Here is a 20,580-nt window from a genome sequence, read left to right as displayed (position 1 = left end):
ACTAGAGAGTTTAACTATGGAAAATTTATCTCCAAATTCAGCGTTTATTGTCACTGTAATGTCCACTAAAGGTGGAGTAACTAAATCAACAAATGTCGCCAATATCGGGGCATTTTGTGCGGATTGTGGTTTGCGTACACTGATGATTGACACAGATGTTCAACCGACTTTATCTACTTACTATACCTTAGATTATATAGCTCCACAGGGACTCTTTGAGTTTCTTATTCAAAGTAATACAAACCCCGATCAAGTTATTTCAAAAACAGAGTATTCTAATCTCGATATTATCCAATCAAACGATCCAACCGATGCGATAACAACCCATTTACGTAATTCCCCAGATGGGATGTTGCGTTTTAACGACCTTGTCCGCTCCTTAGAAAATTATGATTTAATTTTGGTTGATACGAGAGGAACGAAGGGCATTACGGTTGATATGTCCGTATTAGCAAGTGACTTAGTGATTTCTCCGCTCAAACCTGAGTTACTTTCCGCTCGAGAATTTGTTCGTGGCACAATCGGTCTGTATCAGCAACTTCAAGTCTTCACCAAACATGGTTTCAAACTCCCCCAATTAAAAGCGGTTATTAACTGTTTAGATAAAACCAACGATGCCAAATCTGTTGTAGAAAGCCTACGTAAGCTCTTTGCTGAAAGTAATGATGCTTATATGGAATTACTTGAATTGGCGATTCCGGCGCGTGTCGCTTATCGTGAAGCGGCTAGTCTTGCCCTTCCCGTTCATCGTCATAACAAGGATGAAAAAGAGAATATTCGCCAACTCTGCATTTCTCTTTTTCCTCAATGGATTGATAAATTCCAAGCACTTTAATGGAGGGGAAAGATGAATAACCAACCTTCCATTATTTGTAATATTGAAGCAGAACAATCCGTTATAGGCGGATTGCTCTTGGATAACAACAAATGGGATGAATTAAGCTCTATTGTGACGGCAGATAATTTCTATCTTGGTCATCATCGCTTAATGTTTACAGTCATAGGTCAGTTGCTTATGAATAATGAACCGGCGGATATGGTGACGGTAGAGCATGCATTAAAACAACAAAATTGGCTTGAGGAGTGTGGCGGTCTTGCTTATTTGGCTGAAATCACACAAAAAACGCCGAGTGCAATTAATGTTGAAGCTTATGCCAAGATTGTACGAACAGACAGCCAAACCCGTCAGCTCTATGCATTAGGGGATTTACTCAAAAAAGAAGCCGGAAAAGTTAATTCACAAACATCACTTGATGAATTGATCTCAAATACGGAGAAGCGACTCACTGAATTAACACTCAACCGTTCAGATAAAGAGACGAATGTTGATTTATCTGAGGTATTAGCCCGCGTAGTAAACAGAATGGAAGAGAGTAAAAATAAACTCTCTCCTGTTACCGGTACCTCATTTGGTATTGATCGTCTTGATATTAATACTACCGGTTCCCAATCCGGTGATTTAATTTTACTTGCTGCACGTCCTTCTATGGGAAAGACCGCACTTTCTCTCACTTTTTTGAAAGCCGCACTTGAACAGAATGAAGAAAATACAGTTCAGTATTACAGTCTTGAAATGCCGGCAGAACAAATTATGCAACGTTTATTGGCAGCACTTGCCCGAGTCCCATTACAGCGAATACGTCAAGCAATTCAAATTGATGAAACGGAATGGACAAGGATTGGCAATGCATTTGGACTGATTGCACATCAATGGAAAAATCGTTTGTTATTAGACGATAACAGCTATCTCACTCCTCAGCTTCTGCGCACGAAAGTCCGTCGTAATGTACGGAAATATGGCGTACCGTCAGTGATCATTATTGATTATTTACAGCTGATGTCTGATCCGACCTATAAAGATGGGAAGAACCGGAACTTAGAAATCAGCAGTATTTCCACGCAGTTAAAACAGTTAGCAAAAGAAATTGGCTGCCCGATTATTGCCCTGTCCCAGTTAAATCGAAATTTAGAACAACGTGCAGATAAGCGTCCTATTTCATCAGACTTACGAGATTCAGGCTCTCTGGAGCAGGATGCCGATATGATTTTATTCATCTATCGGGATGAAGTGTACAACGATAATACGGAAAGACCGGGAATTGCAGAAATTATCATCGCGAAACAGCGTAATGGGCCGGTTGGTACCGTATTAAGCCAATTTAAGGGGGAGTTCTCACTTTTTGAGAATATCCCGGACGAAGAATATGAAAGATTAGCGAGATGATGAAATGAGTATGAAAAATCCCTTTGCGCCTTCTAAAAATAAAGAAGAGCGGGCCAAACAAATGATGGCAGCATTATCTACACCGGCGATAATGAACAATTCACCGGAATATGAAAAGATGGTGCAAAGCCAATCTTTAAATCCCTATCAATCTATTTCAACGGAGATGAACACACAGGGCGGTAATCGTTTAATTACGATAACATTGGATCAACTTCGACCTTATGAGGGTAATCCGCGTCGTACAAAAAATCCGGCTTACGAGGATATTAAAGCGTCCATAAAATCACGTGGACTTGATCACGCACCGAATGTCACACAACGTCCGGGCGATAATTTTTACACCATTTTAGATGGCGGAAACACCCGTTTACAAGCGTTGAACGAATTATTTAGAGAAACTAAAGAAAGTCGTTTTTGGTCGATTGAATGTATTTTCAAGCCTTGGCAGGGGGAAGCGGACGATATTAATTCACAACTGAATATCTTGATCGGTCATTTGGCTGAAAATGATGTTCGTGGTGATCTTTCTTTTATTGAGAAAGCTCTCGGTATTCGTGATGTGAAGAATTTATATGAGAAAAAATACGGTGAGTATTTTTCCCATCGTAAGCTTTCTGAAAAATTGGGCGAGAATGGCTATCCAATTTCATATTCCATAATAGCTAGAATGGAACAATGTTTGACGTATTTATATCCGCATATTCCCAATATTCTCCTAAATGGGATGGGAAAACCTCAGATTGAGAAACTGCTAACCATTCGTCGTAACGCACAGCTTTCCTGGGAAAAACATTCCGAAGACCATCCTACGAATAAAGACTTTGATGTGGTTTGGATGCATTCGCTTACCGGGTTTGATGAAGAACCGGATGAATTCGTGCTGAATGATTTTCAAGATCAACTGATCGGCAATATTACCGAAGCCTTTAATTATCAAGTCCCTTATGAAACTTTTAAATTTGAGATCGATCTTGCCGAGCAAAAACGCCAAAAACTGATAGAAAAACAACCGGAGATTTTACAGCGAACACAAGATAGTGAAAGTCGGGCTGAAGAAGCTCGAGGACAACAATCTAAATCGGAAGGACGAACTGTAACGACATCTGAACCTAAAAAATTGGCACAAAAATCACCACGTGACATTGTTGAGAATGATGATGAAGATACGCCACCTCCTTCAACATCATTTCAAATTAACACCGATGATGCTTCTTCTGTGCCGGCGGGTCAGCTTCCATCATTACCGGATTTGGGACTGGCTAATGATGACTTTTCTTCATCGGTTATGCAGCACTTTAGTGATTTAGGATTAACACCGGGAGTAAATCCAGAAAAACAACGTCAAGAAGAAGCAGCATTGAATGGATTGGAATTTGCAAACTGCGGTAAACAACCCATTACCAATATTTGGAAAGTTTACCCGAACCGCAAACATAAAATGGAAGCCTATTCACTTGCTTTAGATATTGCAGAGAGTGTAGGACTTGGCGCGTTTGTTGAACATGTTCAGCATGATCCGATTGATTACAGTTATCGTATGCTTCCCCTTGATGAACAAGAATATCCTGAATTTACTTTATTTATTTACCACTTATTAACTGCATTGGCAACGGAATCACAAGCCGTCCAACAGATTAATCTATTAAATTCGGATTATCTCATTGGGAGTGCGATGTCTGATTTAATGTTGGTTCGCTTATTCCGTTTAATTCGTTTACATCGCTATATCAATATGCAGCACACCGGAGGTCAAGATGCTTAATGCGAATTTAAATCAAGCCGTGATTTCAGAAATTATTGCCCATATTCGTCGCGGTGAGCTGAATTATTGCTATCAGTTAGGATTTGATGAATCTGAGCTTGCTTCCATTATGAACCTCACGACAGAAGAAATTTGTGAGCTTTGTGATAGCAGTAGCTCATTTGCTTCTATTCAGATTAACCATTCTGTCTTTTGGAATTTAATTGAGTCGGTACGCGTTAATTCACAAGAACGCAATACTATCGATCGGGCTTTAAATTTGGGGATTTCAGGCGAAATGCTACGCAATCGATTTGGTTGGAGTTCCTCTGAAGTGTCTGCCCGTCGAAAACTATTAGGTATCAAAGAACATATCGGTCGTAAGAGAAATGCGGATGAACAAGATGAATTAAAAGTGTGGCAGCTTTGGCAAGAAAATAGACACACGATTGAAGCCAATGAAATTGAACGTTCAACAGAAGGGCTTGATTTATTGATGCATATCGCAGAAGAAACCGAGCTTAGTTTAACGGAAGTTTGGCGTCTTGTTTCTGCTTGGGTGAAAGAGGGCAAGTAATTTTGAGAATAAAAAAGCGAGCCTGACAAACTCGCTTTTTGAATTAGTTGAATGAGTTGTATCTCAATATTGGAAGTATAAACAGACCAACAACAATGGTCTATTGGCTCACAGTCTGCAAGTTTAAGCGGTAAGCGACGCTAAACAATAGTCGTACAAAGTTGTGACGATGAAGACTATAAAGACTGTAGAGCCTGTAAAGCGATAGTAAGTATATAAAAATGCTCCAATATCGCAATAAAAAAGTCTCACAAAAAATGGAGTAAAAAAATGTCACCGGAAAATAAAGACTTTCAAGGATTGCTGTTTGTTGGCAACCGCCATGAAACCGTCCCGGTTCGATTATTAATGGATAAGTATTTAACCTCAAGAGCAAAGATGGCTTGGCAACTTATTAAGTTGCATTCAATGCAGTTTAAAGGGGCAATATTTCCTTCTTACGATACTTTGGCATTATGGCTTTCGGATCGAAGTTATCAACAAAAACCGATATCGCGTAAGGTTGTCAGCCAAACGATAATGCTCTTACGTTTAACGCGATGGTTAACATTATGTGAAACAGTCAGAAATAGTCACGGACAAATATTGGGTAATGTGTATGTTATGAATGATGAACCCTTTAGTATTGCCGATAGTTTAGTGATTAATGATGATTACCTTCGTTTTGTTGAAAAAATGACAAAGCATCGCGATCCGATATTGCGTGATGTTGCCTTTTCTATTGTTGATGAGGTCGTGCAAAGTCCGGATAGCTTATGGCATTTAGTCTCGCATATTGAAATTATCCGTGAACGTTATTTAGCCTTTAGTCAACAACAAAGTGCAACTCCAGTGGCTGCAACATTGCCGACGAATTTGGCTCAAGCTATCGAAAAAACACAACAAAAATTACTGAGTTCCACTCGGGAACTTAGTAAAACCGAAGCGGAACTTAGTCAAAAAACGAACAATTTACCAAGTTCCAAAATGGAACTCAGTAAAAATAACCCAAGTTCCAATAGGGAACTCAGTCCTGAAAATGATGATAAGTCATTGATTTTAGGCTCAGTTCCATTAAGGAACTCGGTAGGGACACAGTACAGTACTAGTACTATAAATACTCAGTACAGTACTAGTACTAAAACGAAACATACAGAATTTATTTATTCAGAATTGGCACAATTCAAATTAAGCGCATTGGAAAAACAGTCTATTGCGAATGAGATGATGAAGTTAGATCAAGACACATTACAAGCTGTCATTTTTGAAGCAAAACAACGTATTCAGGATGGCAAAGTGGCAAAACCTGCCGGTTATTTATTTAACTTAGTAAAACGCGCTAACAGTGGAGAATTTAAACCGTATTGGCTGAATAAGAATCGTCACACAGCAACCATTCAAGCCGGAGAAACCGGCAGTGCTAAACGGGTATTACCCGGTTTAATTGAACGCCCTCAGTTGAAGGATGGCGTTGATTTTGATGCTATTCGCAAACTTGCCGGACTGATGCGTGTGTAGACTGGGACAGGTTAAATATTGCCTAAGTGTCACCGATGATGACAGTTAGTATAAAAAATAGACAAAGTGTTTCCAGTGGAAACAGTTAGTACAAAAAATAGACAAAGTGTTGCCAGTGGAAACAGTTAGTACAAAAAATAGACAAAGTGTTGCCAGTGGCAACAGTTAGTACAAAAAATAGACAAAGTGCCACCAGTGGCGGCAGTTAGTACAAAAAATAGACAAAGTGCCACCAGTGGCGGCAGTTAGTTTAAAAAATAATCACAACGTGACATTTACATAAAGAAGAGGTAACACATGACTTCAGAAAATACAGCTTATGAACCACAATCTACGCCATCTCAAATAGGAGCACTTCGTAGTGAAATTACATTAACGTTGCATTCTCAATATGCGACAAGAATGTGGCAGGGGCGTCCGGTTGTTCGCGAGGGAAAAAAGATCGTTCGTCCCGGTATTTTAAGTATCCCCGGGTGTTTATCACTACTCTCTCAGCTACAAAAAGATGCGGCAAATGACGATCCTTATGCCGATTATTATCTCATTGAGTTTGAGAATATGGTACTCAATAATACTGAGCAAATGAAAAAACTCATTGCCAATTTAGTCGCGATACATGCCGAACAGCTTCCTGACGGCATTGATATTCAACGTTGTACTAATATTGAACCGGCTATTTATCAAATTTACGCAGATTCACCGTTAGCATACAAATTGATTTATTTACTCTGTGAGTTTGATACGTTGGCAAAAACTACGATGACCGCTGCTTATATTGCATTATTGACCAAATCTGAAGCTAGAGAATGGCTTGAAGCCGGCTCAATTTTATTGCGTCGTTGTTTTGGTGTGATTGACACATATCGGCATAGTGGAATTACCCGTCAAGATGTACGTAATAATTCTCCTCGTTATCAAGAAGCTCGACAACGCTTTAAACTTGAACTGCCGCAGGATATTTTAGAGGGAACACGTCGTGCACGTTTTGCACCAAATATTCACTCAAGTGCGGTTAATAACGATGAAATTTTAGATTAGGAGCAATGTATCATAATGAAAATTCATACATTAATTCCTGAAGCAATGTATCGTGATTTTGCCGCTAAGCATAATATTAATGGGCTTATGCGAAATTTTTTCGGTGAATTATCTTCTGCTGAAGAAATTAAGTTATTACTGGCACAAATTCGTACAGCTCGCGATGGAATGACAGCTAACTACCCTACGCTTGTTCGAAATATCACGGATACCCTGGTTGGGACGCTTCCACTTCTTCTTTATCGTGATGCGTCAGGAAGTAGTGCCGGGGCAGCTTATTTACGTTGGCGCAATTTAAGAAATAATAAAAGCGGACAGAGTGCGTGGGAAAATATTGTTGGAGATACGCATTATTCCTACGAGGTAAGGAAGTCTATGGTGCAGATAGAAAAGGAGCGTCTTGTTCTCAACATGCAAGTTGCCATACTGACTTCGATTATGCGCCAGTTGTCAGATTGTGCTGAAAAAATAGAAAAAATTGATGTGTTATTTCAAGGCGGAGAGTGAAAATCTTAATGCCTATGATTTTTCCGTTGCTTGTAGAGCCTTTTTATTATTGCTTGTAAACCTTTGAAATCCATTGCTTGTAAAGGTTTAAATAAAAGGCCCTTAAAGGTAAGGGAACGAGTCCCTTACCTTTGACGAGGAAAAGGCAATGATAATTTAAGTGAAGTGTGATATTTTCAAGTGCGAATACATAGCAGTGCATCACTTTTAAGGAGTAATTATGTCTGAGCCTGATAAAATGAATCTCACATTTCTGATTGTGTTTGATCTAATTGGTTTTGCGATAATCTGGGGATTTTATAAATATCACCAACAAGCCCGTATGACGGAGTTGAAGAAAATCATTAGGAATGCATTGCTAAGAGATTTTTTTAACGATGACTCATTGGATATTTATATTGCTAAAACTAAGCTTAAATATGATGAAGTTTGTACCACATTATTTGGGTTACTTGTTGAATTAGAGGGTGATAGTGATTTTAATGATGAAGCTAAGTTAGCTTATTTACGGAAAATTTCTCTACGTTATCAAAATATGGGATTTCTATCTGACTTACCTATCACTTTGCGAAATAAGATGAGAGCGCTTGTAAAAATGAATGAGTCTTCTTCAGAACTGGTATTTCAAATCGCCCAAGAAATTCAAACTTTAAATACTAAAAATCAGTTTAAGTTATGTTGTACAGTGATTATCGGCATCATTACAACATCAATCACTATATTTCAAAGCATTCCTGAATTACTTATTTTTATTAATAAAATAGGAAATATTTTTTAATTTTATAAAGTATTTGATTAATGGTTGTTTTTTATTTTTTTGATAAGTAACATCTCTATCAAGTTTATTTGTAGAGGTAATCATGAAATTGCCATATTATCAACGTTTACGTTACCTATATCTCCGCTGGAGATTAAAAAAATTTCTATTAAAAGAGCAAGAAAGCCAATTAGAAGCATTTTTGGAACGTACTTTTTCTAATCGATGCTATATAAACACTAACCCTTTGGAATCCTTCCGTTCTGAACATAAATTAACACTTGGTGAAATGGGTATCTTATTGAGAGAAATTCTTTGGAATCCCTATAAATTTTTTACTTTTGAATCTGATCTTGTATTAGATTGGCTATATCCTTCACTGGACTATTATTCAGATAATGAAATTTTAAAGGTAGTTTTTAGTCCTACTCTTCTCAGCCTAATTGACATTTTTCTAAAGAATAAAAAGCAGGATGAATTGGAGATCATCCAAGATTTTTATCGTAGTCTTGTGGAGTATATTATTAGAAAACGTTTGTATCTTTATTCAAATATTGAAAAGAGAGATATTGTTTATGAAGTAGGAACTGATCATGATAAACCGTAAATACTATCTATTACAGGTTTCATAAATAGGTTCTGCTAACCCGTTTAATTTCATAGCAATAAAATCTTCCTGTTTATATTCGCGTAGGATCTACGTGAATATAAACAGCTCATAATTCTCCCACCTATCAAGTGAATTTTCTCTTAATTATTTTTGATTATCTGTGCAAAATCACTTCCAGTTAATTCAAGTTATGAAGATTTAACCTGGATAGTAATTCATAAAATAACGCACTAGGAGCAATATTATGGGAAACGTGAACATTCATTTCAGTATTAGTATCGATGGAAAGCCTGTGGTTGACTCTTCAGTAGAGTACGAGAAAGTTAAATCGCCTTTCAACGAGAATGATGAAAAAAGATTAGCGATTGATGTGATTAACCAGTTAAATCAGTTGAAAACTAAAAATCACATCTATGCAGAAAATTGGGATGAATAATTTTTTTAATAAGGAGTTTTTATGGCTGGCGTAAACAAAGTAATTATTGTGGGATTTCTTGGTAACGATCCCGAAATTCGCACTATGCCAAACGGAGATGCCGTAGCAAATATTAGTGTCGCAACCAGTGAAAGTTGGACGGATAAAAATACCGGTGAACGTCGAGAAATCACAGAATGGCATCGTATTGTGTTCTACCGTCGTCAAGCGGAAATCTGTGGGGAATACTTGAAAAAAGGTTCTCAAGTGTATGTGGAAGGTCGTTTGCGTACCCGTAAATGGCAAGACCAGAATGGTCAAGATCGTTATACCACTGAAATTCAGGGAGATATGATGCAAATGTTAGGTTCTCGCCCACAAAACCAAACGGCTACAATGACACAATCGACAGCGGATGACTTTGATGATGACATTTTACTATAAAATAGAAACAACCGTTCTGAGTTACATAAAATTGAATTCTCATTGAATAACGGGGCATAATTTATGAAAAGAGTATTTTTAATTTCCTTGGCTGCATTAAGTTTAAGTGGATGTGCAGAGTTGACGGCAATTAATAATAAGATTGGTGAGTTTGCCGGTGAGTTAAATAAAACGCTTGGTGTGAGTGCTACTCAATCTATTGAAGATGAAGCTGTCTCTAAACGAGATATTGATACGCTTTATGTACGATTAAAACGTGAATTTAATTTTCCTACTAAAGATGAATATTTAGGGCGAGCGTACGGTGATGTACGTAAATGGAAAATACAGCAAATGGAACAAGATGGTATCGTCCATGAAACTAATCCGGGTGTTTATTATCGCATGGCTCGTGCATTCGGTAATAAAAGTCAGTATTACCTCGATATTAGTCTTGAAAAGGATGGTAAAAATAGTAAAGTATACTGGAAAGTTCGCGGTACACCGGATGTGGCTGCCGAAGTTAAGAAAGATATTTTAAAAGCAATAAAATAATAGATGGTAAATTCTCCTTATTTGCTCCAACAAATGTTGGAGCTTTTTTTTGAAAAATTATTTTTTTGTTTTTTCCCTTTTTGTTTGAATGACCGGTTTCTATAATGTGCAGTACTCTATAATAATAACTTTCCTTGAGATCCCGTCGGTCAATCCTTTGACCCTTCATCTCATTCTATGATTCTCGCCCCACGATGAAAGGGGCTTTTTTTATCCAAAGGAATTTGTTTTTAGTGTAATTTTCATTCCCTTTATTTCAGTAAAGCATTCATTTAGTTTTTCCATCTGAGTTTTGCTTAGCTTTAAGTACTGATGAAGTTGTTCCAGTAAACTTGTAATAAATCTATGCCCCGGTTTCTTTTCTAGAAATACCCTTAACCAAAAATCAGTAGCATAAAGTGATTGTAATGATTTATAAGTAAACTCCGGATGTTTATCACCATACATGACCATATTAAGGTATTTTTCATCGTCTGGTGATATTTTGTTATCAGCCACATATTTTTGATAAATGCCACTTAATTTTTCTGACCTAAAATCTGAAATTTTTTGAACGTGAGCAAGTTTTTCAAATCTTAACAACAAATAAGCTTTAGCCGCATTTTCGTCAAAATAGTTATCGTCATCTAATGACGTAGGCAAGTCCTCATCCTGCACAGGATTGATTGCTATTTGTGCTTTATTTTTAGTGGAGGTATGTTCTTCTACACACCCTTTCGTTACATCTATAATTTTTTCTTTAGGGTTATCCACTTTATTTGGATCTTTTGCACAGCTTGGTCCGGCATAACTTAGTATCCCATTATCGTGTTGGACAATCACAGCCTTACCTGATGTAATATGTCGAGGACAAAATTGACATTTTACTGTTGTGGCAAAATCAATTCTAATTTTCTTCCATCCCATAAATACTCTCCTTCTTGTAATTGAATTATCGATTGTTTAGGTTTCATTGATTCGATTTAATTATAGGAAATACAATTAAAAAAGGGTTTTTATGTCATCATCTATCTTTCCTCGAACGATTGAACAAGTTATGTCGGACTATCAAGAAGAATTAGAGAACTGGGTTATGTCTGCGCCAATAGATGATATTCGGGATTTTTTCATCACCATTCATGGTGGTGTATATCCTGACGATTGGGAAGACTTTGTTAGTCGCCATCAAAGTAATCCTAGCTTAGAATTAGAGAGCATTTCTTCTTGTGAGGCATGTCGACCGCTACTTCTTGCTATTCAAACAACAGATATTTATCGAAAAGAATTAAAATCGTTCTTCATAAAAAATGACAATAAAAAAATTCTCTAAACATTTATAACAATTAGCCATTACTTCTATACTAAAACTTATCTAAATTCAACTTAATTACTTAGAAATTTTGAATGGGATCTTCTGCAATATACCCTTCAGAAAAAAAGAAGATGAAATAGTATTGAGTTGAAGTAATAATGAAATTATTTTTGTGTGAAAAACCTTCTCAAGGCAATGATATTGCCAAGGTATTAGGGGCAACAAAACGTGGTGATGGGTGTTTATCGACTCCCGATGGGCAAATTTTTGTGACATGGTGTGTCGGACATTTGGTTGAGCAACTTAATCCGGAAGACTACGACCCGGCATTTAAGAAATGGGCATTTGAAACCTTGCCTATTATTCCGTCACAATGGAAACTTTTACCTAAAAAAGAGACGAAAAAACAGTACAATATTGTGATGAAATTCATCAAGCAAACGCAATTAGTAGTGATTGCGACAGATATTGATCGGGAAGGTGAGACGATTGCCCGAGAGCTGCTTGATTTAGCTAAATTTCGGGGGCAAATAAAACGCCTTTGGTTATCTGGTTTAGATGATGTCAGTATTCGCAAAGCATTAGGGGCATTAAAGAATAATGAAGACACCCTCCCCCTTTATTATGCGGGATTGGCTCGTAGTCGTGCCGACTGGCTGATTGGAATGAATTTCTCCCGCCTTTTTACTTTGCTTGCTCAGCAAAAAGGTTATCAGGGCAAACCATTAAGCGTAGGACGTGTACAAAGCCCTACATTGAGTTTAGTCGTGAATCGTGACCGCGAAATTAAAAATTTTGTCCCAAAGCAGCACTTCACCTTGCAGGTCGTCCTTTCTAATGGCACACAACCTTTCTCTACACAATACATCATTCCTGAACAATATTGTGATGCGAATGGACTTTGTTTATCAACGCAAGTCATACAGGCTGCCAATCAGCAGATACGCCAAATCGGTCAAGCAAATGTCGAGTCTGTTGAAACCAAACGAGAAAAACAAAGTGCGCCACTTTGTTTTGCGTTAAGTGACCTACAATCTGAGGCGAACCGCCTGTATGGATTAGGGGCGCAAAAAGTATTAGATATCGCACAATCCCTTTATGAAACCCATAAGGCCACGACCTATCCACGAACCGATTGCGGTTATTTGCCGGAATCACAACTTGCCGAAGCGCCTAAGGTTATTCAATACTTGATGCAGTCTGACAATCGATTGCAACCCTTAAGTGCCGCATTAAATCTTCATCAAAAATCCCGTATTTGGAATGATAAGAAAATTACGGCGCACCACGGTATTATTCCAACAATGGTAAAAGTGGATATCAGTAAAATGTCGGAGGATGAATTTAAGCTCTACGATTTGATTCGCCGTCGTTATCTCGCTCAGTTTTTACCGGTCTGTGAAATGGATAAAACCCAAATAGTGTTAAAGTGCGGTCAACATCTATTAGCTGCACGAGGCAATGTGTTAATTGCACCGGGTTGGAAAATCTTGTTTGGCAAAACGTTAGAGGAAGAAGATGAATCCAAACAACCTTTACCAACCTTAAAACAAGGACAAACTTGTCGGGTCATCGATACGGAAATGAAAACATTGCAAACCTCCCCGCCTAATCATTTTACGGAGGGAACGCTATTAACGGCAATGAAAAATGCGGCAAGGTTTGTGACGGATGAGAGATTAAAACAACGTTTGCGGGAAACGGAAGGACTTGGTACGGAGGCAACGCGAGCCGGTACGATTCAGGGGTTGATTGATAAAGGATTTTTGAAGAAAAAAGGAAAATCCTTGTTGGCAACAGAAGAAGCGGTAGCCTTAATTGATAATTTGCCTCAGATGTTAAAAGACCCGGGGTTAACCGCACTTTGGGAACAAGCGCTCAATCAGATTGCAGAAAGAAGTCTTTCACTTGATGTCTTTATGCAACGACAAGAGCAATTTGTTCGCCAATTGATGAAAGAATGTCTGACGAGAGGTATTTCACTAGGGAATATTGAAATAAAAAAATGCCCGAAATGTGGTTCTACGATGATCAAACGGGAAGGAAAGAATGGTGCATTTTGGGGATGTTCTCAGTATCCTAAGTGTGATGGATTAGAAAATATTGGTGGTAAGCGCAAAGCAAGAAAAAGAACAACAACGGAACGTACACGTATACTGGTTTGATGTTAGTGATGATATTTGCTAGAATTTTCTCATTAAATATCCGTGTTGTATTGTCGGTTATCAATACGCCTAAATGTGCCTCAGCGTTCTGAAAAGGTCTCTGTCGTTGGCAGGAATGCAGTCTAAACTATGACGATGCGTGTCATCATGACTTTACTGATTAAATTGTTGTGAGGACAAAAGTGTATTTGAGGTATGCTTTTGTCCTTGCAGCAATGCTCATTTATCCAAACCGGAGCTCACCGGTGAAACATTGAGTGCCCTTTGCATTGTAATAATGCGCGTTGTATCGGTAAAAGGCTACTTTGTTACCGAATAATAGAAGAATATTGTTGTATTATGTTTTGACGAGGATAATGCAATGATTGCTTGTGTTATATAGCCCACTTTATCAAGTTTGTTCTCATCCATATAGCCCCTAGGCATTTGTCTAGGGGTTATTTTATTATCTAAACACAATATTTAATTAAACATATTTATTTGGTTTTGGAATAGCTACATTAACACTATCTTCTAATCCTAAGCCGCTATCGTTGATAGCACTTAAATGTTGCCCTCCCTTGAAAGAGCAACTTCTCATCGTTGATGAGCCGGGAAATAAATGTCTCTTAGCGTTCTGAAAAGAGCTCCAATTGTTATATTGGGAACGCTTCATTTTACTTATCATTACTTCTTAACCCTTGGCGGGAAACATTTTTCCCGTGTTGGGTAAGGATGTTTCTCCGCTTTTTTTACTGATGGAGAAACATTATGTCTACTCAAACTGAATCTAAAACTTATTTTAACTTACACACGACCGGCGTTGGCTATTTAAGTGATATTCGCACAGTTAATCCTAAAAAAGGTTCTCCTTTTTTAGCGTGCCGTATCGCCGCTTTAGTGGGTGCCTCCGATGACTTGGCGTATCATTATTTTGATACCAATGTTACCGGAAAAGAAGCCGTTGGTTTAATTGAACGTTGTCAAAAAGCCGTGAATGAAAAGAAAAAAGTACTTATTTCATTCAACATCTCTGATATATGGACGGAGACCTTTACTTACTCAAAGGATACTCAATACCATAAAAAAGGTGATGTCGGTGTAACCTTAAAAGGGCGTTTAATTCGCATCGATATGGTTAAAATCGATGGTGAAGTTAAATATAAACGAGAAGCTAAATCTGCTGAGAAAGGTGAAAACCAATAATCAGTATTTAACGATAAAGACCGACAATTTTGTTGGTCTTTTCTTTACCCAAATAATGGATACTTTTCATTACCCGCAGGGGGAAATTTTCCCTTCATGGGTCATTTCTCCTTGTGTTATGATTAACCAATCCTTTAACTTTACGAGATATTTATGGATCGTACACTTATCGTTTTTGATATGGATACGCATTGTTTAGAACAACGCTATCATAATTCAAGTTGGCGCAATGCCTATGCTGATATTCAACGTGTTTTGAAACAATATGGATTTACCAATATTCAAGGCACGGTTTATCTTAGTGAAATCGGTATAAAGCAGGCTCATGGAACCTTAGCATTACAAGATGTGGCAGCTCGATTTGAGTGGTTTGCCTCTTGTGCATCTAATATTCAATTTTATGAATTGAAAGATGATTTTAATGCTCAATTTATTGTTGAAGGTGTTCAACGTGCCAGACAACGATTTAATCAAGCTATTGAGGATTTACGAATTGAACTATTAGATGCGGGTTTGCCTGAAACTAAAGTCGAAGAGATTATTAGTAAACGCAAATTTTCTTTGCAATATGCTCAGGAAAATAAAATGTTACCGGAGTAATTTTTTATTAAGCATCGTTCGTATTCTATGCCACACTAACAGAAAAGTGCGGTCAAATTTTACCGCACTTTGACCATTTACCTTTCATTTACCCATCGGGGAAATTTCCCTGGTGGAGTTTCCCCTTTCATTTTTCTGTTTGAATAGGAGAAACAAAATGATGACAACACATTTACCTTTACCTACTTTATCCCGTAAAACGACTTATGAAGACGTGATGGAGAGTATTTATCTATTATGTGTCTATGCAGATGATTTGATGGACTTGCGGGATTATCTTAATCAACGTATTCAATCTTCGCCGGGCTGGGTGGATATCTTATCTCGGTTAAATACCGATATCGCAGTGGCATTAAAAAAAGCCACGCAGGATATCGATTATCTGCATATGGTTGATGCATTCAATATAGTAAAAAAATACGATGTGTATGATTCACCCATACCTTGGTATTTTTTTGGTATACCTGCTATCTGTCGTAGTGTATTAAATCGGACACATCCACTGGTAAAACTTTACGATAAATATCAATATTTATTTGTTGATATTGAGAAAGTCGGAGGGTGTACCGGATATTCACGAAGAAAGCTGTTTTAAGCTTTAAACTTTAATTTAATTTCACAATCCCAAAGGGAAATACCTTCCCTTTGGGAGATGTATTTCCCTTCTTTTACATCGAGGAGAAATACAATGAATACCTATGCAAAATTTGCCCCAAACGTCTTTGTCGCAAAATGTCCGGAAGCCCATAATAAGGGCGATATTATCGTGCTGACCAGTCGATATGGTAAAGAAGTGGAAGTAGAAATCCATAATTTGGTTAAACAAAATGAGGAATACTATTTTTACTCTTTTGTGCGTTGTGACGGCATTGATAGCCAAAAACGTGCAGAGAAAAAAGCACAGCATTATCAAGATACCGCGCATAATGCGATGAAACGTAGCCATCAATTCTTTGAGGCAGCCCAGGAAGGACGTGAATTTTTGTGTTTGGGTGAACCGATTAAAGTCGGTCACCATAGTGAAAAGCGCCATCGTGCGTTGCTTGAACGTAATCATCGACGGATGGAAAAATCGGTTGAAGAAAGACAAAAAGCAGAAAGTTACGATGGAAAAATTGCTTATTGGGAAAGTCGGGCAGATAAAATTGATTTATCTATGCCGGAAAGCCTTGAATTCTTTCAATTTGAATTGGCAAAAGCCAAAGAGAAACACCAAGAATTGAAAGCCAATCCCGAAAAACGAGAACATTCCTTTTCACTGACTTATGCAAAAAAAGCGGTTAATGAACTTGAGAAGAAAGTGAAATTAGCGGAAATCCTTTGGGCGTAAATATTTACCTGGCAATAAAAGGGGCAATCTATGAAATATGAAATTATCTTAGAAGATAAAGGACAAGATTTACATCGAATCATAACTGAAGCGGATGGGAAAGTAATTGATGTCGGTGTATCTAATTATCCGATTGAAAATGCTTATATCCCTGTATCGCAACTCCGGATTGGAGAGTTATGCAAAATGCATAACCCTCCCTCTATTCATCACGGATATTTAAACTATAAAGTCGTGGAAGTAAACACGATTGGTTCAAAATAGTGACTTAAAAGTGCGGTCAATTTTGACTGCGTTTTAGCCGTCAGTGTTATTTTGATTAAAACGTTACCCATAGGGGAATATTTTCCCTATGGGAGATATTCTCCTAATAAATATGAGGAGAATATCAATGAACTTAAACGTGGTTGATTATTTAATTCGCCATAAAAATGAGCGATATATCATCAGTGCAGCGGTAAAAAAAGTGAGCCGTAACCGTCTGGTTCGTCATATTGCGTTCTACATCAATATTGATGAAAGATTGATTAACATCAGTAAAGATATTGCCAATGTGATAGACGAGAAAATCCAGAACAATGGCAGTAGTAATGTGATTGTGATTAAAGGTTGTGGCAGTGATATGGTATTTGAAATTCTTTATCGTTTTTTTAACCGATTAAGTGTGACAGTACCAAGTAACGGCATTTACACTTATCAACTTATCTGAGGTAATGTCTTCATATCACTCAACTCACTTGAGGAAGTCAACGCGTCATTACTTTAACAATATCACGCTCATTATGAAGAGCTAACGAAAACTTACCCTTGGGGGAAATCTTCCCTCAAGGTGGAAGCTTCCCTTTACTTTTAAACCAATTAAAATTTTAGGAGAAACTTCTATGTGTAAAGAAAATCGTTTTTTTGAAATTGGGCAGGTTTTACTTTCCCGTAAAGTCTGTGAAATGTTGAGCGATTCAACCATTGACTTGATGGTCAACTATCAAGAGCAGGGACAATCTTTCCCGGAACTAATGGGATTTAACGGCTACACCGTTGCCCCTCATCCGGATGCAGAAGCGATAGTTTCATTCTATCGGGTACCGGTTGGTGAAGTGACCGTATTTACCGACCGCACTTCTGAGAAAAATGTCACGACACTTTATTTTTCAGCGGAAGCCGAAGATGAAGGTCGTGGGTATTTTACCTGGAGACCGGAAAATGTGTTTAAACAACCGTTTCCATTAGGTAAGGTGGTTCAAACGATCGCTGTATCTGAGATACTGAGCGATAATGATATCCATCAGCTCATCCGTAAACAATCAAATTATGATTGGGGAAATGTTTGCCAATCAGACTGGCTGTTAAACGATCTTGGTGCGAATGGTCAGGGTCGGGTCGTGAGTTCTCATACGGTTAATGGTGAAACCGTGTTTGTGATCACAGAGGCTGATCGCAGTTCAACAACCATTATGTTTTCTTATGAATATTAATCATAAGAAACCATACTAACAATGAAAGGTATTAAAACAACTTTTCATTTATGATTTACACTTCAAAAAGCATACTGAGTCGAGAGATTGAGTATGCTTTTTTATTTTAAGTTCAAGTTGATTTCTTTGTTAAAAGTGCAGGCTAATTCGTAGATGATGTGATAACAGGCGTATTTTCATATCAGACGAAAATGAAAAAAGTATTATTTGGTAGCGAAGAATTAACACAATATTATAGAACGATGAGAGCGAAAATCTTTGAATATAAGCTCTATCGCGCTTATCAATTCGAAGAAGATAGCCGGTTCATTACATTAACCTTCTTTAATTTCTATCGGTATAAGAAAAATGTAAAAACCGGAAAAATTTCCGCTTATTATTTCAATTTCAAAGCAAATAAATGGTGTACCGCAAAAATAATAGACCAGCATCGTGGTATATGTAATGGTGCTATTCCTCAAAAACTTATCGATGTGGGGAAAAAGTTTTGTCAGCAGTTAAATTTGTTATCACGGTCTCATCATTAAATTATGCCTTACTTAACATCATCTCAAACTGAATGGTTGAAATGGCTCGCCCTGATTACAATGGTGCTTGATCATATTGGTGCCGCTTTCAGTGCGAACTATCCCGCTTTAGGGTTATTTCGGGTTATTGGGCGATTTTCCTATTTAACATTCGGCTTTATTATTGCGTTAAATTTATCACGAGATCATATTGATTTTTCGAAGTATTTCTGTTGGATGTTGATTACAGCATTACTCTCTGAAAGTGTTTTTAAGGCTTTTAATCCGGAATATGGGCGTTTGAATACCTTGTTTCAGTTCTTTTCCGTTATTGGGGTTGTCTGGGTATATCAAGTGCGCCATATTTTCCATTATGGACTTCAAGGAATATTTTATGCCATTTTCTTCTTTATTTCATATCACGCTGATTATTCATTATTTGGACTGCTTTACTGTCTAGCCTGTTATCTCTTTTTCCAAGTAAAAACTCGCCAAGATCGGCTTGTTGCAATGAGCTGTTGTATATTGCTAGGCAGTTTGATGAATTATCAATTTCTCAATAGCAGATTAGGATACCTTGTTGTTTTAAGCCTGATTGTGACTTTTTATTATCTTTTTTCTCCAAGCGGTATCCGTCGTAGCACACCTGGCGTAGAGCGAATGAAGAAAGTTGTTTTTTACGCGTTTTACCCAATTCACTTGTTGATGATTGTTACCATAAAATTTATTTTCATTGGGTGATTTTTCTATCTTCACTTGAAGAACAATAAATTATTCAAATTCTATTAAGAGTTATCCATAGTTAGGGTTGATATTTTAGGAAAAAAGTTTTGTCAGCAGTTAAATTTGTTATCACGGCCTCATCCTTGAAAATTGTTTAAATCTTTTTTCTGTTTTTTTATTAAAAAGAAAGTTTGTTTTTTGCATAGTAACACCGTCTTTTTATTTCTCTAAAACTTGAGGTGACTATGAAAAAAACGGTTCTTGTATTGACGATTGCCGGGCTGTTGATGGTATCCGGATGTGCAAAAAATAAAACGGTAGCCACAGATGAAAATATGCTTTCTCCCGGTGAACCTATGCCGACACCACCCAGTATCACGGTAACGCAACCAACCACTATTCCGAATACAACCATCCGTACAACGGTAAAAACTGTCTCTCCGGGGAAAGAGAATATTCAAGAAATGAGTCCTTATCGCAAAGTGAGAAATGATATTTATACAAATACCACCTATGAAGAATACCCGGAAGTTATTCGTTATGGTCGCTATACGCTTGTAACCAGTGCACCAATTGGCGGACAAAAATATCTTTTGGAGCAGTTGGTCGATGTGAATGTGCCGGTAAAGAAAAAACAATATACGGCAACCGTACGTCAAGGATTACAGACAACCTTAAATAATACTGGCTATAATTTATGTGCCTTTCCGGCAGATGATGATGCCCGCCAACTATTTGGGCGTCCTTTACCAAAAGTACATTATAAATTTGGGGCAATGCGATTACGTGATGCGCTACAAATGCTTGTTGGTGAGGCATTTGAATTGGTTGTTGATGATACACGTCGTCAAGTCTGTTTTGAAAAACGATCCTCGATTCCATTGCCGTCTCCGCCCAAAGAACGGGTAGATGCGGATGTTGGTATGAAGTAAATTATTTCTAATCACGATAGAATTTCTCG

At 37.6% G+C, this 20,580-nt stretch carries 24 protein-coding genes and 1 pseudogene; 24 read left to right on the top strand and 1 reads right to left on the bottom strand.

The window, feature by feature from the left end:
* Positions 1–16 precede the first annotated feature (16 nt).
* From BKL49_RS02985 to BKL49_RS02930, 12 genes and pseudogenes are all read left to right on the top strand, one after another.
* On the top strand, positions 17–835 hold the full coding sequence (locus BKL49_RS02985) for a ParA family protein (RefSeq protein ID WP_077423145.1): 819 nt from the start codon (positions 17–19) through the stop codon (positions 833–835).
* A 12-nt stretch (positions 836–847) separates the two neighbouring features.
* Positions 848–2,224, top strand: a complete 1,377-nt coding sequence (dnaB, locus tag BKL49_RS02980; RefSeq protein WP_077423144.1) for a replicative DNA helicase — start codon at positions 848–850, stop codon at positions 2,222–2,224.
* Positions 2,225–2,234: 10 nt separating this feature from the next.
* Positions 2,235–3,989, top strand: a complete 1,755-nt coding sequence (locus BKL49_RS02975) for a ParB family protein (RefSeq protein WP_158074780.1) — start codon at positions 2,235–2,237, stop codon at positions 3,987–3,989.
* A complete protein-coding gene (locus BKL49_RS02970) occupies positions 3,982–4,545 on the top strand; it encodes a DUF2857 domain-containing protein (RefSeq protein ID WP_077423142.1) in 564 nt (187 codons plus the stop codon). The genes BKL49_RS02975 and BKL49_RS02970 overlap by 8 nt, the downstream gene beginning before the upstream one ends.
* 270 nt (positions 4,546–4,815) lie before the next feature.
* Positions 4,816–6,042 carry an STY4528 family pathogenicity island replication protein gene (locus BKL49_RS12465; protein ID WP_208607794.1) on the top strand — a complete coding sequence of 409 codons (1,227 nt, stop codon included), beginning with the start codon at positions 4,816–4,818 and terminating at the stop codon, positions 6,040–6,042.
* 297 nt (positions 6,043–6,339) lie between these two features.
* Entirely contained in the window at positions 6,340–7,080 is a 741-nt protein-coding gene (locus BKL49_RS02960) for a PFL_4669 family integrating conjugative element protein (RefSeq protein ID WP_077423141.1), read from the top strand.
* Positions 7,081–7,095: 15 nt separating this feature from the next.
* Positions 7,096–7,587, top strand: a complete 492-nt coding sequence (locus BKL49_RS02955; protein ID WP_077423140.1) for a DUF3158 family protein — start codon at positions 7,096–7,098, stop codon at positions 7,585–7,587.
* A 220-nt stretch (positions 7,588–7,807) separates the two neighbouring features.
* Positions 7,808–8,365, top strand: a complete 558-nt coding sequence (locus tag BKL49_RS02950) for a hypothetical protein (protein ID WP_077423139.1) — start codon at positions 7,808–7,810, stop codon at positions 8,363–8,365.
* Positions 8,366–8,447: 82 nt separating this feature from the next.
* On the top strand, positions 8,448–8,951 hold the full coding sequence (locus tag BKL49_RS02945) for a hypothetical protein (RefSeq protein ID WP_077423138.1): 504 nt from the start codon (positions 8,448–8,450) through the stop codon (positions 8,949–8,951).
* A gap of 247 nt (positions 8,952–9,198) precedes the next feature.
* The gene (locus tag BKL49_RS02940) at positions 9,199–9,390 is read left to right on the top strand and encodes a hypothetical protein (protein WP_077423137.1); all 192 of its coding nucleotides are present in this window, start codon (positions 9,199–9,201) and stop codon (positions 9,388–9,390) included.
* Positions 9,391–9,411: 21 nt separating this feature from the next.
* Positions 9,412–9,765: pseudogene (gene ssb, locus BKL49_RS02935) on the top strand (single-stranded DNA-binding protein); the annotation flags it as partial.
* A gap of 111 nt (positions 9,766–9,876) precedes the next feature.
* Positions 9,877–10,347 carry a hypothetical protein gene (locus BKL49_RS02930; protein ID WP_077423135.1) on the top strand — a complete coding sequence of 157 codons (471 nt, stop codon included), beginning with the start codon at positions 9,877–9,879 and terminating at the stop codon, positions 10,345–10,347.
* A 210-nt stretch (positions 10,348–10,557) separates the two neighbouring features.
* On the opposite strand, the gene BKL49_RS02925 is transcribed toward BKL49_RS02930, so the two are convergent.
* Positions 10,558–11,253, bottom strand: a complete 696-nt coding sequence (locus BKL49_RS02925) for a hypothetical protein (RefSeq protein ID WP_077423134.1) — start codon at positions 11,251–11,253, stop codon at positions 10,558–10,560.
* A gap of 91 nt (positions 11,254–11,344) precedes the next feature.
* Here BKL49_RS02925 and BKL49_RS02920 point away from each other — a divergent pair, with 91 nt between their 5' ends.
* The 12 genes from BKL49_RS02920 (at position 11,345) to pilL2 (ending at position 20,551) form a co-directional block, all read left to right on the top strand.
* Positions 11,345–11,656, top strand: a complete 312-nt coding sequence (locus BKL49_RS02920) for a hypothetical protein (RefSeq protein ID WP_077423133.1) — start codon at positions 11,345–11,347, stop codon at positions 11,654–11,656.
* 140 nt (positions 11,657–11,796) lie between these two features.
* On the top strand, positions 11,797–13,803 hold the full coding sequence (locus tag BKL49_RS02915; RefSeq protein WP_077423132.1) for a DNA topoisomerase III: 2,007 nt from the start codon (positions 11,797–11,799) through the stop codon (positions 13,801–13,803).
* Between the two features lie 750 nt (positions 13,804–14,553).
* Positions 14,554–14,988 carry an STY4534 family ICE replication protein gene (locus BKL49_RS02910; RefSeq protein WP_077423131.1) on the top strand — a complete coding sequence of 145 codons (435 nt, stop codon included), beginning with the start codon at positions 14,554–14,556 and terminating at the stop codon, positions 14,986–14,988.
* A gap of 153 nt (positions 14,989–15,141) precedes the next feature.
* Positions 15,142–15,588, top strand: a complete 447-nt coding sequence (locus BKL49_RS02905) for a virulence factor (RefSeq protein ID WP_077423130.1) — start codon at positions 15,142–15,144, stop codon at positions 15,586–15,588.
* A 157-nt stretch (positions 15,589–15,745) separates the two neighbouring features.
* A complete protein-coding gene (locus BKL49_RS02900; RefSeq protein WP_077423129.1) occupies positions 15,746–16,183 on the top strand; it encodes a hypothetical protein in 438 nt (145 codons plus the stop codon).
* A gap of 93 nt (positions 16,184–16,276) precedes the next feature.
* Positions 16,277–16,918, top strand: a complete 642-nt coding sequence (locus tag BKL49_RS02895) for a DUF3560 domain-containing protein (protein WP_077423128.1) — start codon at positions 16,277–16,279, stop codon at positions 16,916–16,918.
* A 30-nt stretch (positions 16,919–16,948) separates the two neighbouring features.
* Positions 16,949–17,182 (top strand): hypothetical protein, encoded by a 234-nt coding sequence (locus tag BKL49_RS02890; RefSeq protein ID WP_077423127.1) that lies wholly within the window; start codon positions 16,949–16,951, stop codon positions 17,180–17,182.
* Between the two features lie 127 nt (positions 17,183–17,309).
* Positions 17,310–17,627, top strand: a complete 318-nt coding sequence (locus BKL49_RS02885; protein WP_077423126.1) for a hypothetical protein — start codon at positions 17,310–17,312, stop codon at positions 17,625–17,627.
* Between the two features lie 172 nt (positions 17,628–17,799).
* Positions 17,800–18,390: a hypothetical protein gene (locus BKL49_RS02880; RefSeq protein ID WP_077423125.1), complete on the top strand. Its 591-nt coding sequence runs from the start codon at positions 17,800–17,802 to the stop codon at positions 18,388–18,390.
* Positions 18,391–18,581: 191 nt separating this feature from the next.
* A complete protein-coding gene (locus BKL49_RS02875) occupies positions 18,582–18,917 on the top strand; it encodes a hypothetical protein (protein WP_077423124.1) in 336 nt (111 codons plus the stop codon).
* Between the two features lie 3 nt (positions 18,918–18,920).
* Positions 18,921–19,637 (top strand): TraX family protein, encoded by a 717-nt coding sequence (locus BKL49_RS02870; RefSeq protein WP_077423123.1) that lies wholly within the window; start codon positions 18,921–18,923, stop codon positions 19,635–19,637.
* Between the two features lie 227 nt (positions 19,638–19,864).
* A complete protein-coding gene (pilL2, locus tag BKL49_RS02865) occupies positions 19,865–20,551 on the top strand; it encodes a PFGI-1 class ICE element type IV pilus protein PilL2 (RefSeq protein WP_077423122.1) in 687 nt (228 codons plus the stop codon).
* Positions 20,552–20,580: the final 29 nt, after the last annotated feature.

Origin of the sequence: Rodentibacter myodis (assembly GCF_001999305.1) — a bacterium.
GTDB classification, from domain to species: domain Bacteria; phylum Pseudomonadota; class Gammaproteobacteria; order Enterobacterales; family Pasteurellaceae; genus Rodentibacter; species Rodentibacter myodis.
Note: the sequence above shows the minus strand (reverse complement) of the source record. Positions and strands in the feature narration are given on the sequence as shown.